Origin of the sequence: Bartonella sp. AP331QHHD, assembly GCF_042195905.1 — a bacterium.
In the GTDB taxonomy this organism is placed as follows: domain Bacteria; phylum Pseudomonadota; class Alphaproteobacteria; order Rhizobiales; family Rhizobiaceae; genus Bartonella.
In genome coordinates, this window is record NZ_JBHIPG010000042.1 from 1 (window position 1) to 19305 (window position 19305).

The 19305-nt window shown below is 45.6% G+C and carries 27 protein-coding genes and 1 pseudogene; 1 reads left to right on the top strand and 27 read right to left on the bottom strand.

What is annotated here, in order from left to right; all coding sequences use genetic code 11:
• Positions 1-26: 26 nt before the first annotated feature.
• The 27 genes and pseudogenes from ACFIMS_RS05170 to ACFIMS_RS05300 form a co-directional block, all read right to left on the bottom strand.
• A pseudogene (locus tag ACFIMS_RS05170) lies at positions 27-1185 on the bottom strand (phage tail protein).
• A complete protein-coding gene (locus ACFIMS_RS05175) occupies positions 1185-2066 on the bottom strand; it encodes a baseplate J/gp47 family protein (protein ID WP_375638668.1) in 882 nt (293 codons plus the stop codon). Before ACFIMS_RS05175 ends, ACFIMS_RS05170 begins: the two are co-directional and overlap by 1 nt.
• Positions 2059-2439, bottom strand: coding sequence for a GPW/gp25 family protein (locus tag ACFIMS_RS05180; protein ID WP_375633729.1), 381 nt, complete (start codon positions 2437-2439; stop codon positions 2059-2061). Before ACFIMS_RS05180 ends, ACFIMS_RS05175 begins: the two co-directional genes overlap by 8 nt.
• A 3-nt stretch (positions 2440-2442) precedes the next feature.
• Positions 2443-2643 carry a hypothetical protein gene (locus ACFIMS_RS05185; RefSeq protein WP_375620339.1) on the bottom strand — a complete coding sequence of 67 codons (201 nt, stop codon included), beginning with the start codon at positions 2641-2643 and terminating at the stop codon, positions 2443-2445.
• 12 nt (positions 2644-2655) lie between these two features.
• The gene (locus ACFIMS_RS05190; RefSeq protein ID WP_375682931.1) at positions 2656-3249 is read right to left on the bottom strand and encodes a baseplate assembly protein; all 594 of its coding nucleotides are present in this window, start codon (positions 3247-3249) and stop codon (positions 2656-2658) included.
• On the bottom strand, positions 3246-3767 hold the full coding sequence (locus ACFIMS_RS05195) for a hypothetical protein (protein WP_375696446.1): 522 nt from the start codon (positions 3765-3767) through the stop codon (positions 3246-3248). Before ACFIMS_RS05195 ends, ACFIMS_RS05190 begins: the two co-directional genes overlap by 4 nt.
• Entirely contained in the window at positions 3764-4258 is a 495-nt protein-coding gene (locus ACFIMS_RS05200; protein WP_375696447.1) for a phage virion morphogenesis protein, read from the bottom strand. Before ACFIMS_RS05200 ends, ACFIMS_RS05195 begins: the two co-directional genes overlap by 4 nt.
• A 1-nt stretch (position 4259) precedes the next feature.
• A complete protein-coding gene (locus tag ACFIMS_RS05205) occupies positions 4260-4682 on the bottom strand; it encodes a gp436 family protein (protein WP_375612327.1) in 423 nt (140 codons plus the stop codon).
• A 15-nt stretch (positions 4683-4697) separates the two neighbouring features.
• On the bottom strand, positions 4698-5663 hold the full coding sequence (locus tag ACFIMS_RS05210) for a capsid protein (protein ID WP_375668588.1): 966 nt from the start codon (positions 5661-5663) through the stop codon (positions 4698-4700).
• A 12-nt stretch (positions 5664-5675) separates the two neighbouring features.
• A complete protein-coding gene (locus ACFIMS_RS05215) occupies positions 5676-6017 on the bottom strand; it encodes a hypothetical protein (protein ID WP_375629485.1) in 342 nt (113 codons plus the stop codon).
• Complete coding sequence (locus ACFIMS_RS05220; RefSeq protein WP_375696448.1) at positions 6014-7012, bottom strand: phage protease; 999 nt, start codon at positions 7010-7012, stop codon at positions 6014-6016. Before ACFIMS_RS05220 ends, ACFIMS_RS05215 begins: the two co-directional genes overlap by 4 nt.
• A gap of 708 nt (positions 7013-7720) precedes the next feature.
• A complete protein-coding gene (locus tag ACFIMS_RS05225) occupies positions 7721-8926 on the bottom strand; it encodes a phage minor head protein (RefSeq protein ID WP_375681489.1) in 1206 nt (401 codons plus the stop codon).
• Positions 8919-10499 (bottom strand): DUF935 domain-containing protein, encoded by a 1581-nt coding sequence (locus tag ACFIMS_RS05230; RefSeq protein ID WP_375696449.1) that lies wholly within the window; start codon positions 10497-10499, stop codon positions 8919-8921. Before ACFIMS_RS05230 ends, ACFIMS_RS05225 begins: the two co-directional genes overlap by 8 nt.
• Before the next feature lie 12 nt (positions 10500-10511).
• On the bottom strand, positions 10512-12134 hold the full coding sequence (locus tag ACFIMS_RS05235; protein WP_375696450.1) for a hypothetical protein: 1623 nt from the start codon (positions 12132-12134) through the stop codon (positions 10512-10514).
• On the bottom strand, positions 12127-12708 hold the full coding sequence (locus ACFIMS_RS05240; RefSeq protein WP_375624034.1) for a phage protein Gp27 family protein: 582 nt from the start codon (positions 12706-12708) through the stop codon (positions 12127-12129). The genes ACFIMS_RS05235 and ACFIMS_RS05240 overlap by 8 nt, the downstream gene beginning before the upstream one ends.
• Positions 12671-13027 (bottom strand): hypothetical protein, encoded by a 357-nt coding sequence (locus ACFIMS_RS05245; protein ID WP_375612320.1) that lies wholly within the window; start codon positions 13025-13027, stop codon positions 12671-12673. The genes ACFIMS_RS05240 and ACFIMS_RS05245 overlap by 38 nt, the downstream gene beginning before the upstream one ends.
• Positions 13024-13338 (bottom strand): DUF2730 family protein, encoded by a 315-nt coding sequence (locus tag ACFIMS_RS05250; RefSeq protein ID WP_375607966.1) that lies wholly within the window; start codon positions 13336-13338, stop codon positions 13024-13026. Before ACFIMS_RS05250 ends, ACFIMS_RS05245 begins: the two co-directional genes overlap by 4 nt.
• The gene (locus ACFIMS_RS05255) at positions 13335-13550 is read right to left on the bottom strand and encodes a hypothetical protein (RefSeq protein ID WP_375633720.1); all 216 of its coding nucleotides are present in this window, start codon (positions 13548-13550) and stop codon (positions 13335-13337) included. Before ACFIMS_RS05255 ends, ACFIMS_RS05250 begins: the two co-directional genes overlap by 4 nt.
• Positions 13543-13881 (bottom strand): hypothetical protein, encoded by a 339-nt coding sequence (locus tag ACFIMS_RS05260; RefSeq protein WP_375633719.1) that lies wholly within the window; start codon positions 13879-13881, stop codon positions 13543-13545. The genes ACFIMS_RS05255 and ACFIMS_RS05260 overlap by 8 nt, the downstream gene beginning before the upstream one ends.
• The gene (locus tag ACFIMS_RS05265) at positions 13874-14161 is read right to left on the bottom strand and encodes a hypothetical protein (protein ID WP_375612317.1); all 288 of its coding nucleotides are present in this window, start codon (positions 14159-14161) and stop codon (positions 13874-13876) included. The genes ACFIMS_RS05260 and ACFIMS_RS05265 overlap by 8 nt, the downstream gene beginning before the upstream one ends.
• Positions 14158-14739, bottom strand: a complete 582-nt coding sequence (locus ACFIMS_RS05270; protein WP_375613744.1) for a glycoside hydrolase family 19 protein — start codon at positions 14737-14739, stop codon at positions 14158-14160. Before ACFIMS_RS05270 ends, ACFIMS_RS05265 begins: the two co-directional genes overlap by 4 nt.
• Positions 14740-14826: 87 nt before the next feature.
• On the bottom strand, positions 14827-15234 hold the full coding sequence (locus ACFIMS_RS05275; protein WP_375629092.1) for a helix-turn-helix domain-containing protein: 408 nt from the start codon (positions 15232-15234) through the stop codon (positions 14827-14829).
• 6 nt (positions 15235-15240) lie between these two features.
• A complete protein-coding gene (locus ACFIMS_RS05280) occupies positions 15241-15870 on the bottom strand; it encodes a regulatory protein GemA (protein ID WP_375696451.1) in 630 nt (209 codons plus the stop codon).
• Positions 15871-15880: 10 nt separating this feature from the next.
• On the bottom strand, positions 15881-16504 hold the full coding sequence (locus tag ACFIMS_RS05285) for a DUF3164 family protein (RefSeq protein ID WP_375613741.1): 624 nt from the start codon (positions 16502-16504) through the stop codon (positions 15881-15883).
• Positions 16488-16766: a hypothetical protein gene (locus ACFIMS_RS05290; protein ID WP_375624050.1), complete on the bottom strand. Its 279-nt coding sequence runs from the start codon at positions 16764-16766 to the stop codon at positions 16488-16490. Before ACFIMS_RS05290 ends, ACFIMS_RS05285 begins: the two co-directional genes overlap by 17 nt.
• Positions 16766-17035, bottom strand: coding sequence for a hypothetical protein (locus ACFIMS_RS05295; RefSeq protein WP_012231825.1), 270 nt, complete (start codon positions 17033-17035; stop codon positions 16766-16768). The genes ACFIMS_RS05290 and ACFIMS_RS05295 overlap by 1 nt, the downstream gene beginning before the upstream one ends.
• Entirely contained in the window at positions 17032-17748 is a 717-nt protein-coding gene (locus ACFIMS_RS05300) for an AAA family ATPase (RefSeq protein ID WP_375696452.1), read from the bottom strand. Before ACFIMS_RS05300 ends, ACFIMS_RS05295 begins: the two co-directional genes overlap by 4 nt.
• 171 nt (positions 17749-17919) lie before the next feature.
• Between ACFIMS_RS05300 and ACFIMS_RS05305 the strand changes: the two genes are divergently transcribed.
• Complete coding sequence (locus ACFIMS_RS05305; RefSeq protein ID WP_375696453.1) at positions 17920-19086, top strand: tyrosine-type recombinase/integrase; 1167 nt, start codon at positions 17920-17922, stop codon at positions 19084-19086.
• Positions 19087-19305 lie beyond the last annotated feature (219 nt).

Consider the following 19305-nt stretch of genomic DNA (forward strand, 5'->3'; position numbering starts at 1 on the left):
AGGGTAAACCACTTTCATGCTTCATATTAAAACCTCAATAAAATCTTGAATTGTTCGCGAACATCGGCACGCAAAGGAATATTGATAGGTGTTTTGAGAATTTCTACACCACCACGCAGTTCATGAGCTCCAAGCCAAAGCTTGCCAGGAGGGGTTTGTTGTGCAAGAGAGCCATGAACGAGAATGGAAACAAAAGCTGCTTGTTTGCCATCAACATCGTGAAAATCTGTGCGGGCTGCAACAAGAAGCGCCGTGCCCATCGGGGAGGGCTGGAATCTGCCGCTTGAATGGTTATAAACACCATCCAAAGCCTGTTCGACAGGCGCTACAGCATAGCATCTGCGAAACCCAATCACGCTATTTTGGCTGTCTTTTAACACGAGATAAAGCGTGCGGTTGCTAAACCACTCTGCCATGAGTATATCGCGTTCATGTTTTTTGACCGAACACCACGGAAAATTTGCCAAATCCCAAGGATAATCAATTTGGTTCCAGCTTAACTCCTCGTCAAAGTCATCTATCCAATTACCAATAAGCCTGCCTTCTTCTCTTGTGAGCGTGTGATTGATCTCTGTTGTGCGCCCAAAGGAAAACAAAGTGTCCCCAGCTGTTAAGTGAACACCGCTTTCATACTCCAACATGCTGTCATCANTCCCCAGCTGTTAAGTGAACACCGCTTTCATACTCCAACATGCTGTCATCAAGGCGTGACATATTGCCTTCCAAGGCTTGCACATCATAACCATAGGTCCCACGGCGAAAATCAGAGCGCAAACTTTTGGAAAGGTCGGTAATCGCTTCAATAGCTTCAAGGCTTTTGCGTTCAGGCAACTGATCAAAATCAAGTTGAAAGGAATTCCACCATGCTCGCCCCGTCCAGGCGGGTTGAAAGCGTGCCGAAATCCCTAGCCATTCAAGCCCTATCTCTATTGCCGCAAGGGAGCCGCGAATATTTTGCCATGCAAGACCCTGATCAATTAAATCATAAAGGTTAGAGAAATAAGGGGTTAATTCTTGTAAGCCATATTCGTCTATTAAAAAGGGCAACCAAGAAGGCGGACGCGTGATAAATTTCGCGCGAGGTATTTCTTCGAGTGCCATTTTAACGTGAGGGTCAAGAGCCATTGCTTCTGCAAAACAACGTTCAAACAAGCTCGAATTTGGGGGCAAAAGTGAGGAAAGCATCAATAAGCACGCCCCCGTTCAGACAAGACAATATCCCCTAGTGCGACGGCTTCATCCGGTGCGACCAAAATATCCTCACAAGGTTGCGTTATGTTCACATGGTGAACGCCCTCAACCATCAAGCGGCTTAGTATCCAACTTAAAGACAAATCACGCCCAAGCCTCCATGCACGCGCCCATTCTGCTCTTAAATTCTGCTCCGCTCTTTCCAAAACAAAGGAGCCTTCATCCGGTAACAACCAAAAATCAGCAGAAACATTGATCATCCGCTGTACCGCGCTTTTCACAAGGATGTGGTCATTGGTCATTTTAACATGGGGGGCATCAAGGGCGGCTTGCACCTTGGCAATTAAAGCTTCATCTGCCACCCCTGATGGGCTATCACTAAAAAGAGCCACATGAATAATCGGGCTTTTACCCTCACGATAAACAAAAGCATCTTTGACATGGATATCGCTTGAGAGGGCAAAATATTGATAACGTGGCGCTGTGCCCCCTGTGGAATGTCCTTGTCTATTCAAGCGAATGCGGCGGCGAAACCGCTCATCATCTTCATCCAAAAGGCGCGTGACCCCATGAAAATCCCCCAAATGATCTAAACTTGTTCCACGCGCAAATGTGAGTAAATTATCCCGCGCCACTTCATTAATTCGCTGGCGCAATAGAAACTCTTCATAAGCCGCCGCTTGCAATTGAATGACCACGGGATCATAAGCCGTCTTTTCCACATTATAAGGAATATGATGCGCTGCAAAAAGCTCAGTCAAACGCGTGATCTTTTGCTCTAAAATTGCTTCAACAGAAAGCTCTTCAATAATTTGTGGCAGAGGGAGTTGTGGAGGGGGAATCTGTGAAAAGGATAAAGGTTCAAACTCAGTCATCACCAACCTCTAAATTGATGCTCATTGGCTCTTTGTGTGACCAATCCCCCAAATGCCCATTGGGATAAAAAACACCCGTTAAAACAAAATGGAATGTGCCTTCACGCGTTGCTTTTGTCAGATCAATCCTCTGCAACGAGAACCCAGGCTCTCCACACTCTGGATCATCGAGTGCTTCAACAATTGCTTGATAAAGCTGCATCATCGTCGCAGGATCAGCATTGGCATCTTGGAATGCTCCAACATCACATCCATAATGACGACGCAAAACCCGTGTCCCAATTCTTGTCGTCAGACATTTACGAAGTGACTGTTGACAATGCGCAAAGCCATATAAAAGAGAGCCATCCTTTTCGCTCATCCCGCACCGCATGCTTTAAGCCCCTTTGCTTGTCTTTGTGGTAGAGACCGTTGGGGCCGCAGCAACAACAGGGGCTGGTTTTTCAGCGATCTGACCAAGCAGCAACGGATATTTAGCCGCTTCCTCACTTAAACAAATTTCCTCACCCTTGCCCGGTGAACGCTTGCCTGCAACAAAATCGGCATTGGTTAAAATAACATAAGTGTTCTCACGCATGATAAAACTCCTTTAAAGAGGGGAAGAGGTTGTGGAGGGACCCATTTTGACCCCACCGTGTTTGTGGCTTGCGCCAACAGATTTTTGATTATGCTGTAAATCTTCTGCTTGAATATGCACACTGCCCGTTAATTCAACACGGGTTGATTGATGAGAAAGCACCAAACCTTTTTCACTCAAATGAATTTGATTTTCCCCATGGGAGAGAATAAGTTCATCTTTTGTCATCCGCAAAGCGCCACCGGCATAACAGAGCGCCAACTCTTGCGGCGAGCGTGCGGGATTAGGCGCATCCTCACTATAGCTATCGCGCACCACCAGAGAGGCAGAACCAATTTCGCCATGGGGGTTCAACAACCGCACCGGATCACCAACATGGAGGGGCATATTGCTTGAAAGAGCGCCAGAAGCTTCTTGCGCTTGCAACCAAGGCGATAAAACCGCTTGTCCATTAGAACCCTGTTCGGAAAGTTTCACCCGCACCCTATGGCCATCAACTTGCACAACCCGCCCGATCATGTGCTGGTTGGCAAGACAGCGTTCAAGCGCATCAAGACGCTTCATGATTTGTCGAAAGGTATCACTTAAGAGATGTGCATCATTCATGCCCCCACCTCATTGTCCCATGAAATCAAACCACTTTTGAGTTGTCCCTCATCACAAAAAATATCCTGTCCCAACTGATGCAAATCTTGGTGCCATTCCACCACGCTTATCGATACACCACGCTGCTTAATCGCCGCAGAGATAATCGGTTCAATTTGCACCTCACGCGGGGCACTCAAATGCGTTAGTCCCCACAATTGCCCGCTATGACAAAGCACCGCAATGGCTTCTGCTAAAAGCCAACTGGAAACATCACGCTCTTTACCTGTGGTAATAATAAAAGCCCCTAAATGAAGATCAGCACTCATGTGTCCACTTGCTACAGGATTCAAACGGCTTTCTAACACCGCAACCCGTATTGCTGGTGCCACCAGCATTTGTGTTTCAAGTTCTTCTAAATTAAAACGTCCAAATTGACAGCCGCAATCACGCACATCCGGCAAAGCCCTTTTAAGGCTCCGTATCACCGCCTCACGAAACTGATTAATGCGCCCTGCTTGTGTGATCGTTTGACTCATGAAAAGACCCTTTCCAGCCAATCTTCTGTCGCTTTGACAATTTCCACTTTATTGTGCTCTGAAAGCCCCAAATAAGGGCGTGCGGGCATGGTCACTTGATGCACACAAACAAAGCGGTGTGCATTGCCGCTTTTAAGAAAAAAGCGCAGTGTCTTGCCATTTTTCGGGTGAATAACCCCACCTAATTGATGAATCCGCGCATAAACCAACCCAGAGCCCACAATCACCTGTTCTGGTGAAGCTTTCATATCAATGGAGCGTGAAAGCGCCCCACTGGCATAAAGAATGGAGGTGCGGGCATGATTGTTTTTCCACTTCTCTCCTTGAGCAGACATTTTTTCACTTTGAATCCGCCGCCTTGTGCTTTCTTGAATGAGACGCCCAACCCCTTGTGCCAAAGTCCCCATCGAGCGATCAGCTCCCTTTTGCAAAAAGGATAAAGCCGCTTCAAGCCCTGTCTCTTTAATCTCAATATGGGTTGCAACAGACATATTATCTTCCCATCAAACGCGGCTTGGCATGGAAGAAAGCCCCATCACGCACGGGACCATCTTCGCTCATAATTTTAGGTTCATCTATGCCTAAACCCGCTTTGCCTTCGGCAATACGTTTCAGCAAATCAACCGCCTGTTTGTAACGATCTTCAATAGTCGTGGTCAGTGCCGTATGGCGTATGGCTAAATTATAAACAGCAATATTGACACAGATCATACCCAGAGCCGCTGGCTGTCCAGCAATGGGGATTGAGTAGCGATGAGACAAATGCACATCAATCTCACCACTTGCCTGTTCGAGCGCGCGGGCAATGGCTTGCTCTGAAAAAACTGGATCAGAGTTCTCATCCATCCCACACAAATCATCCAAGAAGTCATCACCCCAGAGCTCTTCAATCAATGTTTTGCTTGCATAAGCCATGTTTAAAAGTTTCCCTTAGACAACTTCTTGCAACAAAACACCGGCATCTTTTGCGGCAACCAATTCACACACACGTTCCCCCACACGCACCCGTTTGCCGCCTGATAAGCCGATATCTGGATCTTGGATCACTCCAGACAAACGTTCGCCCAACTGGGCGCTAAAACCCCAACTGATCACCGAACCATCTGCCTGTTGTTTGGTAGGGTCAATATAAAGCAGTGCAATCTTATTGCCCCACACGCGTGCCAATTGTGCCGAACGCCCTTTACGTGCCAAATTCACTTGCGATTCACCAATGAGTAAACGATCGGGGTGTATTTCCATCAGATCAGCAAATTGCGCCTTGGTGACAAAACCATCAGCAGTGCCACCCCCTTTAACAGCTTTGATGATTTTGGGATGACGTTTGAGTTTTGACCAAACAACTTTGCCCATAACAATGGTGTTGGGCGTATAGACGAGACTTTTATCCATGGCCTCATCTAAAACAGCATAAGGATCAGATTTCTCATAATCGCTAAATTTATTCTCACCTTTAAGTGTTATCACCCGCTCTGGTGCATAATTTTCACTTCTTTGCACAAGCGCTGCAACACGCACTTCACGCCCCAATTCTAGCAAATTGGCAAGTCCCTCTACAGCTGTCTTTTCGGGGTTATAACGAGAGCGCTTTTCTGCTCGTGCGCGTGCCGCTGCTTCAATATCTGAATTGGGGATAAGATCATCAAGTCCGTAATCTTTGACACTGGCTTCCCGTTCAAAGGCAGAAAATTCCACCACATTCGGGCGCCCTTTTCGCCCAACTTCAAGCTCAGGCACGGTAAAATTTTCCGCTAAGGGAAATTCACTATATTTAAACACCTCACTTAAAACACAAACGCGTGGCAAAACTCTATCGCCAATAAGAGAACCTGCTGGATTGCGATAACCAATAGCAATAGCGGTGAGTGTTGGATCAATGGGAAAAGGTCTGTTCATTTTATGCCTCGATTAATTAATTTTAAAAGAAATAACATCACCAGCAGAACCATCACTCATGGCAATACCAATGGTGCGATCTGCTGCTTCTGCCCTTATGGCGTGCCCCTTTGGGTCAGAGGTCAAAAAATCACCAAAGGAAACATTGCCTCCACAAACCACTTCGCCCCAACCACATTGGCCAACATCAATCATCTCACCAGCCTTTGCACTCAATGACCCAGCAGTCCCTAATAATTTATCACCCTTACCAGAAGCCGTTGCCACCATTCCGTCACCGCGCGCTGCAACAATGCAATAAGGTGAAATCACATCTATGGCGCGAAAAGATTTAATTAAAATCATCGTACTCATGATTGGCGCTCCTTTTGTTCGCAAATATAATCAACTGCTTGGCTAATGGTGATGTCGAAACCTTTTTGCTTCTGCTCTTCCTTATAATGGCGTGCCGCAACAGCAACCTCTTCTGGCGCAAGCTTTGGTTCTTGCGCTAAAGCACACACTTCTAAAGGGCTTGTTGAGGCAAGCGCCGGCAACTTCTCGACCAAACTTTTAAAATGTTCCACACCCCCTTCAAAGCTACAGAGTGCACGATATTCCTCGCGGGCAGCCGGCAAAATCTTGCCCTCTTCAATGGCCTTGTCTAAAAGGCTCTCAATAGCCTTATTTTTTTGCTCTTCTTGCAAAAGCGCTAAATCTTCTTGCACCTTTGTCAATTGAGCACAAAGTTCCGCGCGTTCTTTTTCGCGCGCTTTAAGCGTTGCTAAAATCTCATCCGCTTTAGCATCTTCTGCCAGTGATAGTGCACTGGCAATGGCTGTCAAATCCATCATTTTCTCCGTCAAAGTTATAGGGGAAGGCTGTTCACGGCTTAAAGCCGTCATGACAAGGGCTGGACGGTTCACCAAACCAGCACCGGCTAAATTTAAAATTTCACCTTTCTTGGAATGGCGAAACTCAGGCGAAAGATAGCGATATTCTTGGGAAACAATCTTTTTAGCGGCCATATCGGTCCATTTAACACGCCCCCAAATCGCACCATCCCGCTCTGCTAATTCTTCAATCCAGCCACTTGCAGGTGCTTCTAGACCATTTCTCGCACGGTGATGTTGCCCATGCTCATAATCAATCACAAGCGGTCCTTTATTGGCTGCAAAGGCTTTTAAAATAGTTTGCGGGTTATAATGCCATTGTCGTCCATCACGTGCCTTCACATGGGGCGCTTTGGGCAAAAGCTCTACCCATTCAGGCGCTTGGCTAACGGTAGCGTCTTGGCAAAGATCTATTAACGCAGCATGAAATGTTTCTGCATCCCCATCTTTTTGATCTTTGTGAAATTCTTGCTCCATAAACATTGCCTATTGCTTTACAATTGTCATTGGCAATACAATGCATGAAACTTACTCCCACCATAAGTCTGACACTGTCAGTCAAAAGAGCATTTCTCAAAAAGCACTCTTTTCCCTATTATTCTCCTTGTGAGAGAAACCCCCGTGCCAAACCATCCCATAAAATCGTTTTCAAAGGCACTTCAAAGGCGATAGAGCGCCGTCGTGAAGTTAGAGGTACAATTTATCGTCTTATACAAAAAAAGCCCCTCTCAAGCCGTTTTTTTAAAGATTGCTTTTTGGCTTAAAAACATTATATCATTGGAGGTAAGGCGTGAGCCAGTTTTGCCAGGACGGTTTTACCGGATCTGCGAGGAGTTGACCGCCCTCCACGCCTTCTCATTTTTCTCGACACCAGTTCCTTCTCACAAACACCAACAGAGCTTTACGGTGTTTTCTTTACAACAACCGTTCATCCTTCTTTTCCCTTTTAAAGAAAACACCCCCAAACACTCTTATAAAATTGTTTTCAAAGACACTGGCGACAGAGCACCATTTTTTTAAAGATTGCTTTTAAACTTTTAAACTGTTACATTATCCGCGAGGCGTGAGCCAGTTATACCAGGACGGTTTTACCGGATCTGCGAGGAGTTGACCGCCCTCCACGCCTTCTCATTTTCCTCGCCTCTTTTCCATTAAGAACAAAAGACTTTCTTCCTGTTGTTTTCTTTACAACAACCTCTCGCCCTTTTTTTCAGCCGCATCCAATAAGCGTCCAATTTCTCTAGAGCTTTTTTTATGCATGGAGGTCAACCACCATTCTTGTTTGCTTGCCACGAATTTAACTGCTAAGCGCCACCATACCCCATCATTTTCACCCAAAAACACAACGCTCGGTACACCTTTTCGCCTGATAATGCCATGGGGGCGGATGAGCGTTTGAATGGCGCCCCGAAAATCATCCAAGCGAAGATCACGCGCTTGATGCTCTAACAAAATATGTTTCACACTGTCTGCGGATAAGCGAATAAGAGAATTTTCCGCTGCAAAAACATCACGCACCTTTTGTGGTATCGGTGCAATGGGTATAAACCCGCGAGGCATACGTCCTTCAAACATGGCTTCCAAAAGTGGTGAACCCACAATATCTTCAATGGCAATGCGTTTGTCATTGTCCCCCATCACAGAGACTTTATCACTCAAAAAATTGCTTAAGTTTTGCGCGCGATGTTTCCCAGGGTTCAAATGCCAACCAGGATCAATCCCCTTTGGTATCTTCTCAATTTTCCCCGTTCGCTTATTGTGCCAAACCTGCTTTTCAACATGAAGTGGCTCTGCCCCCTCTTCATAGCCTAAATCTTCTGCTTCATAACGGCTTACCTGTCGCACACTACATTTACACCGCCAGCCATTGGGTGGATAAAGCCAATCCCAAACCGGATCATCAACAGGTGCCGTAAACCCCACCCAACTTTCATGTTCTAAACGCTTATGTTCTGAACTCGACAAAGCATAGGTGAGATAGGGCAAAAATTCTTTATTATTTTGTGTGCGCTCCCACTCGCCTGCTGCATGCGCACTCATGGTATTGGCCCAATAGACCGTTTCTAAACGCCGTGGGCTGCCCAATTGCACCACGCTCTTTTCACCAGTTTTGGGGTCAATGCTGGTCTTTTTACCCCACCAACCCTTTTCCTGTAAAATCGGCATCAAATTTTTTTGAAAATCTTGAAAAGGAACTTGATGCTTTATGGCTTCTCCAACCGCTCGCTTAAAATCCTCCAAAATATCATAGCCTAGCGATTTTGCCACCGTAAAGGAAAAAGCATGTTCTTCTGGTGCTATATCACGCCAATCAAAGCTTGGAACAAGTGCCTTGGCTTCAAAATAACGGGTGACCTCTTTAGGGGCGGTTTTAAAAAGTTCCTCATCCATGATACCCAAGCCCACGTGCAATCATTTGTACTTTTGCCAAGCGCGCTGCTAATGCGTGATGATCCATCTCACCTAGCAATTCATCTAAGCCTTTAAGGATATCCTCATAACTTTTTGCTTCTCTCACAAGCTTTTTAAAAGGCTCTAAAAGGGGTTCTAAGTCCTCTTCCCAGTCGCTTAAAGCTTCTTGTGAAAGCCGGTCCAATTCGTCGTGATGTTTCCCACCCTTCTCTTTTGCACCCTTGCTCTCTCTTGTCACAGAAACATCAAAAACACCTCCACAATCAGCACAAACATGAGCCTTTTCTCCCCTCTCATCATCAAGCGCATTATCAGGAGCCTTTAAAACATCCTCTTCCTTTTTTGGTTGCGAAAAACCAATCTTATTGCGCACTTCTTGCGCCCCAACACGCAAACCTAAAGGCACAAGTTTTTCCAGCGCATCACTAATCGCTTTAATGTCTTCATTTTCCGAAATCGGCCAATAGACAAGGGGGGCGCGCTCTTGGCGTCCAAAATTAATCTCAACAAAAGGCACAATCAAATCACGATTAGCCGTTAAAGCTAATTGGCGTGCATCAGCTCTGGCAATATCATGGCGCACATTTTCATGAATGCGTGCTTGCGAAAAGGACGAACCATCATCCGTCGTCATGGTTTGTCCCAACACACCTTTAGAAATTTGTCGATCTAAATATTCCGCCTTGACACCAAAAACCGCATTGCCACTGCCTCCTGCCACTTCAATAAATTCAATCTCCATTTCTTTGGGAATAATTGCTGCCGCATCACTGGATAAATCACGCACTGCTTGAATGAGAACCCGTCGCTCCTCATGAGAAGAGCTTGCCCCATATTTACCCACACGCAAAGGCATGCCATAAACTTCTAAAAATGCCATCCAATCTTTTAAGGTATAAGATTTAAACAAAAAAGCCCAAGCTGCAAGCCGCGCAAGCCCCGTGCGGATAGGCAACCCACTTTTTAACTTTGGGCGATGAATGGAAAATTTATAAGCAGGCAATTCACTTCCATTAAAAGACCCCTCTTCTTTTAAACGCAAATGAAAACCATCCCGCCGGTCTAATTGAAAAAACCGCTGGTCCCGCCATTTCCAAGCAACCGGCCACCATTCCTTAGCACTCTTGTCCCACAAGGTTTCAACAATCGCATAGCCTTTTCCCAAAGCATCTAACAAATCCGTCACATAATCATCAACAAAAGTGGGTGCACTAATCACTTCTCGCACCGCATCTGCTATCTTTTTGTCCTGTGCACTATTGCTTGCGGCAATCACTCCAGGCTCCACCCCTGTGAGAGCATTTTTACGCATGCCAAGCACAGCACGATAATGCAAATCACGCTCTTCCATATCATCGGCAAGTTGGAAAAACTGCTCTGGATGACCCTCTGCTGCCTGTTGTAAAATATCAGCAAGTTGCGCAGGGGTCAGACCACTGACAATGGTTTGTGACCACACATCACGAACACCGCCAATGGTAGGCGCCGCCACCTCATGCTCTAGCCCTTTGATATTAAGCGCCCTGCCCCACTGATCTACAAGTTTTACCATCTCATCATCCCATCAATAAATTTTTGATCGCATTGTTGAAAAAAAAGGCGTTGAAAAGAGCGAGCTTTCATCAAAACGATAAGCCTCTCTCACAGGTGTATAATCATAAATTTCAGGAGTTTGGCGGCTGGCAAAATAAGCCAAAGCGCAAGCAATCGCGCTATCACCATGACGCATAAAACCATCACTGCCTTTAAAACGATGATTGTCTGGAATTTTCACAATGCCATTGACATAAGCAAGCGCTTGATGATCGGCAACAATGTCACTATCGCGCGGCAAAACAATCGTCCCATCCCCAAAAGCTTCTAAATAAGCCGGCATTTCCTTGCCATACCAACTTTGTGACAAGGGCACTTCCTTCACACAAGCCCCATAACGCTGCACCGCTTTTTCGGCTAAATAAGCCCCATTGCCCCGCGCATCTAACGCGCCGCCCATCAAACGCGGCAAACCATTCACCCCATAAAATAAAATCTCTCTTTGTTGATCAAACGGCGTATTGCGCAATTCCACCATAAACCGTACACGGCGCACCAAATCTTGTCCCACCTCCATCACCACAATCGATGTCGCATCGCCACTCCGCGCAAAATCAACACCAAAAACATGTTGGCGCCGCCGGTCAAGCCCAGCATGAAGAGGTTTTATATGCTTCTCACACCAAGCAAAAGCAGCAACACTTCGTTGATGTTCCGATTGATTTTTAAAATCATCCACACAAGCAAAACGCAACAATGCAATGTCAGGCGCGCAACAATTTTCAATCTGCAAACGTGTTAAAGCCGCCCCTTCTTGATCGGCTGGTATGGCATCTAATTCTTGGCGCATCGCAGCCAAACGCACCCCATAAGAGGCACGAATTTGCTCTTCCCATTGTTGCTCAGATGCTAAACTCCACACCTCCCCCTTCATGGCACAAACCCGTTTAAACAAGCCATTTTTAACAGCAACACCAAAGGGGTAACAATGCACCGAAAAAGGCACTTTGCCTGCTCGTGCTTCACGGATCAATTCATTGAAAGGATTGAGCACACCATTATGGGTGGAGATCACACGGATCTTGCCTCCCCAAATGAGCAAAGCATTGACAGCATCCAAAACAGCGCGCACATCTTGATGAAACGCCGCCTCGTCAATCACCACAATGCCCTGTAGTCCGCGAATATTTTCAGGGCGGCTAGAAAGCGCCTCAATCCGAAACCCCGAAGCAAAACGCACCCGATAAGCAGAGATATATTTCGTTGAACCATCCGCCCTTTGATCAGAGAATAAAAATTCCTCAACATCCCCACTATGGCTCGTAATTGCCGAAGCAAAATGGCTCACATAGCCAATAAATTCCCGCCCCTTGTCTTTGGTGTCACCAATATAAAAAACATTATCGCCCCTCGCTTCACGTGCCGCCGCTGCAATCAGTGTATCATCCAAAGCTTCTGCAAAAGTAATGCCGGTCCGCCGCCCCTTTTCCATCAATTTTAATGGGGACTTATCTTCAATCCATGCCCGTTGATGCGCCATCAAAACGCCTTCCGCTAAGGGATCACTCTCTTTGGGAAAAGTACTTCTCTGCCAAATATCAAAACCACTTTGATGATCAAAGACATGACTTTTTGAAAAGGGCTGTTCAGCCATGTTTTACCCCCAACACCTGCGCACGAATAGCTCGCGCTGTTTCTTCTGAGAGCCCCGCCGCCGCTGCTGCTGCGTCAACCGCTTTGCTTGCTTTGCTGGTAAAATCTTTTTCCAACTTTTGCCGTCTGGTGGTCGACAAATGTTCAGCCGCCAACACGCCTTTAAGCGCATTGGCCAATTCTTGTGCTGCCTTTGGCGAAAGGTTTTTCCCACTGCTCAACGTGGAAAAAATCAACTCCTTAATCGCTGCCGCCGTCAAAAGAGTGATATTATCAGAAGCTTTAGCATCAAAGCGCTGCGAGAGGCTTGCTGCAATTTCTCTTGTCTGTTCTAGGCGCCGTGACATCACGGCTAGCCGCAAAGAATACCGATTAAAACTGGAAAAGGAGGGTATAGAAAAGCTTAAACCCATTTCTTTTTTTAAAGCCTTCAAAGCTGCTTTAAATTCATCATAAATGGCTTTTTGCGTCTTCTCACGCCCATTTAAAGCCTCAGCAGCAGCAGCAATAATTTGATCACAAGCTTGCGGCAATAAATCAATCGCCGTTAAACGTCCACGCCCGACCTTGCGCATCCTTCACCTCGTCTTTTATTGATGAACGTTTAGGCCGCTTAATCCCCTCAATGGAAAAGCTTCGGTCTAAATGACGCGCTCCCCGTTCTGTTAATGCCGCAAGAAAAACCGAACCCACACATTTTAAAGTAACAGCACCTTGATCTTCCATCCATGCCAGTTCATTATGCACAAAATCGCGATCGCGTCTGATGCCATAACTGTATAAAAGCCGCTCAATCATCGCACTCGATAAAGTTTCACTGCGCTCACAAGCAAGCCCTTTTAAAATAATCAACCGCGCTTCTTCACGGATGATTTTATCCATATCTGCTTTCATTTCTTGGCATTCTCCAACAAAAACTCTTGCAAGCGCTCACCAATGGCTGCCACCGGTTGTAATTGTGCAGAAAGCGTGTTGAGACGACCATTCAATTTCTCCATATTCACTTCCAATCTTTGCAGCGCATCACGATCAGGCAAAAAGTCCATCTCTGTTTCTAACTTTTGCACACGCTCTTTAAGCGCCGTGATATCTTTCAGCATTTCCCGCGCACCGGAAGAAAAATAGGCTCTCAAAACCCCACAAATCGCAATAACCGATAACAATAAAGACAACCAGCCATTGGCAACACTGATATCCAAATTCACTTAAAAGTCCCCTCTCTTTTGCCTAAAATCGCCCGCTCCGCAGCTTTTCTACGCTGTTCACAAATCAATAAAGCAGCACGATCACGGCTCCAATAATGCACCACTTCGCGCGCATTCAAAGCACGCTCTGGCAATAAAGCTGGGCGGGCACACGCCATGCGAACAACAGGCGGCAATTCAACCGATAAAAAATGATAAGAAAGGCTACCCACCGGCTTGTGTGTTGAGCAAGCGCACACGCTCAAGCCCAATGCCACCGCCAGTAACCGGCAACTTCCCATTGACTTCCTCCATTTTTGTAAGCTTTTGTTCCAAAGCCGAAATCACCCCTTGCGCTTGATGCTCAGCTTCCAACGCTGCTTGTCTTTGTCGCTCTTGTACAAGCAGTGCACGTGCTGAAGCCTTGGCAATCTCCAACTGCCAATACAAATCACGCGCCTTTTCCGCCTTTAAAATTTGCGCTTTCATAAAGCCAAAAGCCGCCAACATCACACTGACCAAAAAAAGCAGACCAAAAGACAGTTTTGAAAGTGGGCTAAACATTGCTTTTATCTCCCCACCTCGTTATCTCCACCCCATCATAGGAGCTGCTATGCCGCTTATGGGAATGTTTCCTATTAGAAAAATCCAACGAGCCAAAGCCACGATGCACCCCCAGATTGCCAACAATAATCGCCACCATCGAAGGAATAGAAATGCTCGCCATATCAACAATATGCGGAGCCCCCCACAAACCACCAGAAACAAGCAAAAAAATAACCCCCCAAGCAAACCAAAAAGACCACCATAAATAGAGCCTAGAACCACGATAAGAGGGCTTCATGCCTTTACCTCGCCTCCAAGTCCCAAAAGCTTTTTGGCGCGGTTCAAATAAATCAAACGTTGCACAAGTCCATTTCTTCCCCCATTGATCGCCTTGGTAATCCCTAGATAATCATCTTGATCAGCCAGCCTATTCAAGCCTTTCATTTGCCAAAACCAAACAGCAGACCAAAGCGCTGCTGGAAACTTTTCCAGCTCTTGCGGAAATGCCTCACAATCAACCGCTTGTTCATCGACTAGGCGCCAAAACTTCGTAAAACGACGATAATTATTGCGCCCCGTCAACTGGATCAAACCACGCCCCTTAAAGTGCACCCCATCCCCAGGGTTGACATTGCCTAAATCACGCCGCCCCTCATAAGCGCGCCCTGAGGCATATTCACAAACAGTAAAAAAGCCATCACTCTCATGGGCACATTGGCTTAAAAAATGTGCAATACGCAACGGTGTTGTGAGTGCCCCATAAGATAAAGCTTTAGGCAACACGCGTGCCATTTCAACAATAATAAAATCTTGGCGCGCATGATGCGCCAATTTAGGCGCAAGGCGATGAAGAAAAGAAGCATCTATTGAAACCATAACAAACCACTCAATGAATAAAAATTCATTCGCAGTTTATCGGATTTCAAACCCCCAATATAAGCCTGACACTGTCAGTCAAAACTCTCAATACTCATAAAACTCTGAAAATAACGAACCTTGTGGTTCTTGCAAAGAAATTTTCTTCTTCAAGCGATAAGCTGTGCGCACATGCATACCAGAAACAGCAGCGGCAGCATCCACCGACCAGCCTTTTTGCAACGCTTGCACCATTTTTTGCCGCCGTTCAGCATCTCTGCCAAGGGGGATAAGAAGGCGCACACCCGAACCATTAAAACAAAAATGGTTGATCAATTGCTGCGCCTCTTCAAACCCAACAATTTCAATCAACCAATCCGCACTCTCAAGACGCCCGGGTATATAAACTTCTCGTCCACCAAAAGCCCGCATCATATTCCATGCTGCTTCACTGCCCGCAACATCAGCTATTTCACGCAATAAGGCAGGAAAATCGCTATAGATTTCCTCTTGCATACATGCTTACCCCTCGCCTTTAACACCTTTACGGATTTTCCGCCCCCAAACATTCATAACTTCTCTAAAGTCACCCCCATTCATCTCGCCCAAAGCTTTACCACTTAACGCCATAACACTTTGGTGAAAAGCCCCAAGGTCAAACACTGGGTCAAACACAGCATCGGGATTCAAACGCTTCCATTGGGCACGCAAAATCAAATATCCTGGCATTTTCTGCCATGAATCTTCGCGGTTTTTTCCTCTCCAGTCAACCCCACCCTCACGCTGCAACCAACCTTTCAACGCCTCAATAGCTCTACACGCATCATCGCTATCGCGTAAAAAACGAACATGATCAACGCCTGTCTGTCTTTTCACAAAGGCAAGCAACGCCTTATCTGAACGATCACGAATAATGCCAAGATTCCACCCAGCAATCCAGAGCGCCTGCAACTTCTTGGCATATTTTCCCTCTAAACGCTTCCCATTCGGCTCAAAACCACACGCTTTCATTTCATCGATAACCAAGTGCTTTTCTGAAAAATTCAAATCTTTCGCCGATTGCTTGCCTGTCAAGCGATAGAGCAGTGCGCGATAGGTCTCATCATCAAGACCTAACGCGCGTTTTCCCATATGAAGGACAGCTAAAGACATCTCTCCCCCCTCATGTCTTCGCCAGATCAATGGTCACAGCACGCCAAGCGCTTTCTAATGTATCGCGCTCATAAAAACGCACATATTCCTTAGATGTTGTCACACGGATCGCTTCACGAATGGCACGCATCGCCTCTTTCCAGCGTGGATCATCAATATCCAAACGCAACAGCATAAAGATCTCGCCCCGATTCACCTTGCCTTCTTTATCCGTATTAAACGCACGCGTAATAATCGCACGGATTTCAGGGCGCGCATCCGCAGACCATTCATTCAAACATTCATCAAGAAGGCTTTTGGCAATTTGCAATTGCGGTCCAAAATCAACACTTTCCTGAACTTGCACCTTAATACGTTGCAAACCATCAAAGCTTGTGTAAGTACAATTGCCCTTTTTGCCACGCCGCTCCACACCATATTCTTGCGCAAGCAAGCTATCAAAATCACTCAAATCCGCAATCGTATGGTTGTTAAAACGTGCAATCCTTGCCGATAATTCTTTCGCAAAACCCATAATTTTGCGCACCGTTTCATCCTCTAACAAATCCGCAGGGCGGATCAAACTTACCGGCACCAAAGCCCCTTTTGCATCCTTCATATAACGCGTACCTTCAAGTTCAATTTGTGGATTCATCACCAACTTCCTCCTGTGTTTTTTGAAAACGACGAAATGGCACAACATCCCCTGAAGAAGGCGCACATCCCGCTTTCAATTGCCAACGACACCGCATAAGCTCATGACTTAAAACGTGGTTATAGCCTGCCAAACGACGCAAATACTCATTCAATTCTCGAACATCTTGTCCATGCATAAAAATGCCATTCACCTCATACTGTAAAAAGGCAGAGCGCAAAGCAATCAAGCTATCTCTTACCATATAGGGGTTACGTTCCATCATTTGCTTCCTCCAAAATCCATATAAATCACACGATTGCTCTTATCTTCATCTCGATCAGAGCTGTCACACTCAGCCAAAACTTCTGCAACTTGGCCTTCCAAAACCGCATCCGCTTCCCCCAAACGGTGAACACTCAACTCCAATTCAAGCAATAACGCCAAATCAACACACAATTTAAGCTTTTCTCCAATATCAAAACCGCATTGATAATCGTCATAAAGACCAACAAGCGTATCGGATAATTCTTTGTCGCATAAAGAGATCATGCCAATTCCTCCACGTCACGGTTTTTCCATGCCGCTTTGACATGTTTCAAAGTCACCTCACACCCATCTCCAAGCGCTGCCATGCGTGCCAACATCATGGTTTTGTCAATTTGCCGCAAAGCTCCAGCCTTTAAGCCTATCCCTGTCAAAAACTTTATCGCACCAACATCTTCAATCCCCCAATCATGAATGCGCGCTGCAATATCCTCACTATAGGGCTTGCGCCGTTTCAAATGCATCGCCAATCGGCTTTTAATTTGCGCATAAGAGGGACCATTTTGACGATGAACCAACCGTCCAGAGATTTCATCATTGCCAACCAAAGCCAACCCCGTACCATTGATATCAACAAAGTGGCGCAACTGATTAATCGCTTCATCCGTTAAATTTTGCGCCTCATCAACGATCAACAACGTGCCACTGCCCACGCGCTCTAATTTCTTACCAATCGCACGCGTTAAGCGGGTGGGATTATATTCCACCACTTCCAATTCTGCTGCCATATCATTCAAAATACCGTGAACACTGCGCGTATGCGGGCTGGCTGTCACCAGATAAACATGCGGGCGGGTAGAGCGATAATGGCGGCAAGTTTCGGTCTTACCACTGCCCGCATCAAGCGTAATCATCACCATATCCCCCGTACTTTGTGCCAGTGTTAAAGTATCAATGATCTCACTGGCAATTCGATTCCTCTGAAAAGCTGGTGACAAGCTATTGATTTATAATGATAATCTAGCGTTATTCATATTGAGTTAAAGACCCGAATAACGTAAGATTCTCTTATTTCAAATCTGTTTATATTGAATCAATCAAAACCACTCGTTTGCACATAGCAAGTGGGATGAGTGTGTGGATAAAATTTGTATAAGAAAGGACTTAAAATGGCTCTTATGAACCGTCTTAATGCAAGATCTGTTGCAACATTAGGGGCTGGCAAATATAACGATGGTGCCGGCTTGTTACTTCACAAGCGTAAAGATGGAGGTGCTCAATGGATTTACCGTTATACCATTCATGGGCGCCGTCGTGAAATGGGCTTGGGGGCATTGCGAAACGTTTCTTTAAAAAAAGCGCGTGAATTGGCAAATCAATGGCGTTCTGTTTTGCATGAGGGTCGTGACCCTATTAAAGAACGCAATAAACAAAAGCGTGAAGCAATAAGCAATCTCCATTATTTAAAAGATATTGCCGTGGATGCTTTTGAAAGTCGTAAAGCTGAATTAAAAGGGGATGGAAAAGACGGACATTGGTTTTTACCATTACGTCTTCATATTCTCCCCAAATTAGGCTGTTTACCCGTTTCAGAAATTACCCAAACTGAGATACGCAATACTCTTGCTCCTATCTGGCATACAAAAGCTGGAACAGCTAATAGAGCTCTTAATCGTCTTAATATATGTCTCAAACATGCGGCTGCACTAGGATTGGATGTTGATTTACAAGCAACAGAAAAAGCACGTGCTCTCTTAGGCAAACAACGTCATAAAACGCAAAACATGCCCGCAATGGATTGGAAAGAGGTCCCTGCCTTTTATAAAACACTTTGCCAAACAACAATCCTAACACAACTGGCTTTGCGTTTGCTTATTTTGACAGGAGTTCGTACTTTTCCTTTGCGTCATATTCGTGAAGGTCAAATTGAAGATGATGTCTGGACAATTCCTGCTGAAAATATGAAAGGAAAGCGTGATACTACAAAAGAGTTTCGTGTGCCCTTATCATCTGAAGCATTAGACATTTTAAAACAAGCGCGCTCACTTTCTCGCAATGATTTCTTCTTTTCTGCAACCGGTCGCGGTCCCCTTGCTACGAAGTGTATGGCTCAATACATGAGAGACAATAAACTTGAAGCCTGCCCCCATGGATTTCGCTCTAGTTTACGCGATTGGCTCGCTGAAACAACCGATGCCCCCTATGAGGTTGCTGAAACAATTCTAAGTCATACAGTCGGAGGACAAGTAGAGCGTGCCTATCGTCGTACTGATTATTTAGAACAGCGCCGCGTTTATATGGATAAATGGGCGGCTTATGTCACGGGTCAATCTTAAGATATGGAGTGCATAACCCCATGATCTGTGGATAACTTTCTCTCTCTTTTCTCTCATTCTTTCTCAATAAGAGTCATAAATTATCACATCAAAAATTGTATGATAAAATATTGTTTTCTATAAATAAAACATCTTTCCAAATGAACCAAAATGTGGTTAATAAATAGTTATGATTTGTTACCATTTTTTGATAGAAAGGATTTTAGTATGACAGAAAAT

Bases quoted from the DNA above. Each gene is read 5' to 3' on its own strand.
- ACFIMS_RS05175 (WP_375638668.1), bottom strand. From the start codon at position 2,066: ATGACTGAGTTTGAACCTTTATCCTTTTCACAGATTCCCCCTCCACAA.
- ACFIMS_RS05180 (WP_375633729.1), bottom strand. From the start codon at position 2,439: ATGCGGTGCGGGATGAGCGAAAAGGATGGCTCTCTTTTATATGGCTTT.
- ACFIMS_RS05185 (WP_375620339.1), bottom strand. From the start codon at position 2,643: ATGCGTGAGAACACTTATGTTATTTTAACCAATGCCGATTTTGTTGCA.
- ACFIMS_RS05190 (WP_375682931.1), bottom strand. From the start codon at position 3,249: ATGAATGATGCACATCTCTTAAGTGATACCTTTCGACAAATCATGAAG.
- ACFIMS_RS05195 (WP_375696446.1), bottom strand. From the start codon at position 3,767: ATGAGTCAAACGATCACACAAGCAGGGCGCATTAATCAGTTTCGTGAG.
- ACFIMS_RS05200 (WP_375696447.1), bottom strand. From the start codon at position 4,258: ATGTCTGTTGCAACCCATATTGAGATTAAAGAGACAGGGCTTGAAGCG.
- ACFIMS_RS05205 (WP_375612327.1), bottom strand. From the start codon at position 4,682: ATGGCTTATGCAAGCAAAACATTGATTGAAGAGCTCTGGGGTGATGAC.
- ACFIMS_RS05210 (WP_375668588.1), bottom strand. From the start codon at position 5,663: ATGAACAGACCTTTTCCCATTGATCCAACACTCACCGCTATTGCTATT.
- ACFIMS_RS05215 (WP_375629485.1), bottom strand. From the start codon at position 6,017: ATGAGTACGATGATTTTAATTAAATCTTTTCGCGCCATAGATGTGATT.
- ACFIMS_RS05220 (WP_375696448.1), bottom strand. From the start codon at position 7,012: ATGGAGCAAGAATTTCACAAAGATCAAAAAGATGGGGATGCAGAAACA.
- ACFIMS_RS05225 (WP_375681489.1), bottom strand. From the start codon at position 8,926: ATGGATGAGGAACTTTTTAAAACCGCCCCTAAAGAGGTCACCCGTTAT.
- ACFIMS_RS05230 (WP_375696449.1), bottom strand. From the start codon at position 10,499: ATGGTAAAACTTGTAGATCAGTGGGGCAGGGCGCTTAATATCAAAGGG.
- ACFIMS_RS05235 (WP_375696450.1), bottom strand. From the start codon at position 12,134: ATGGCTGAACAGCCCTTTTCAAAAAGTCATGTCTTTGATCATCAAAGT.
- ACFIMS_RS05240 (WP_375624034.1), bottom strand. From the start codon at position 12,708: ATGCGCAAGGTCGGGCGTGGACGTTTAACGGCGATTGATTTATTGCCG.
- ACFIMS_RS05245 (WP_375612320.1), bottom strand. From the start codon at position 13,027: ATGAAAGCAGATATGGATAAAATCATCCGTGAAGAAGCGCGGTTGATT.
- ACFIMS_RS05260 (WP_375633719.1), bottom strand. From the start codon at position 13,881: ATGTTTAGCCCACTTTCAAAACTGTCTTTTGGTCTGCTTTTTTTGGTC.
- ACFIMS_RS05265 (WP_375612317.1), bottom strand. From the start codon at position 14,161: ATGAAGCCCTCTTATCGTGGTTCTAGGCTCTATTTATGGTGGTCTTTT.
- ACFIMS_RS05270 (WP_375613744.1), bottom strand. From the start codon at position 14,739: ATGGTTTCAATAGATGCTTCTTTTCTTCATCGCCTTGCGCCTAAATTG.
- ACFIMS_RS05275 (WP_375629092.1), bottom strand. From the start codon at position 15,234: ATGCAAGAGGAAATCTATAGCGATTTTCCTGCCTTATTGCGTGAAATA.
- ACFIMS_RS05280 (WP_375696451.1), bottom strand. From the start codon at position 15,870: ATGTCTTTAGCTGTCCTTCATATGGGAAAACGCGCGTTAGGTCTTGAT.
- ACFIMS_RS05285 (WP_375613741.1), bottom strand. From the start codon at position 16,504: ATGAATCCACAAATTGAACTTGAAGGTACGCGTTATATGAAGGATGCA.
- ACFIMS_RS05290 (WP_375624050.1), bottom strand. From the start codon at position 16,766: ATGGAACGTAACCCCTATATGGTAAGAGATAGCTTGATTGCTTTGCGC.
- ACFIMS_RS05295 (WP_012231825.1), bottom strand. From the start codon at position 17,035: ATGATCTCTTTATGCGACAAAGAATTATCCGATACGCTTGTTGGTCTT.
- ACFIMS_RS05305 (WP_375696453.1), top strand. From the start codon at position 17,920: ATGGCTCTTATGAACCGTCTTAATGCAAGATCTGTTGCAACATTAGGG.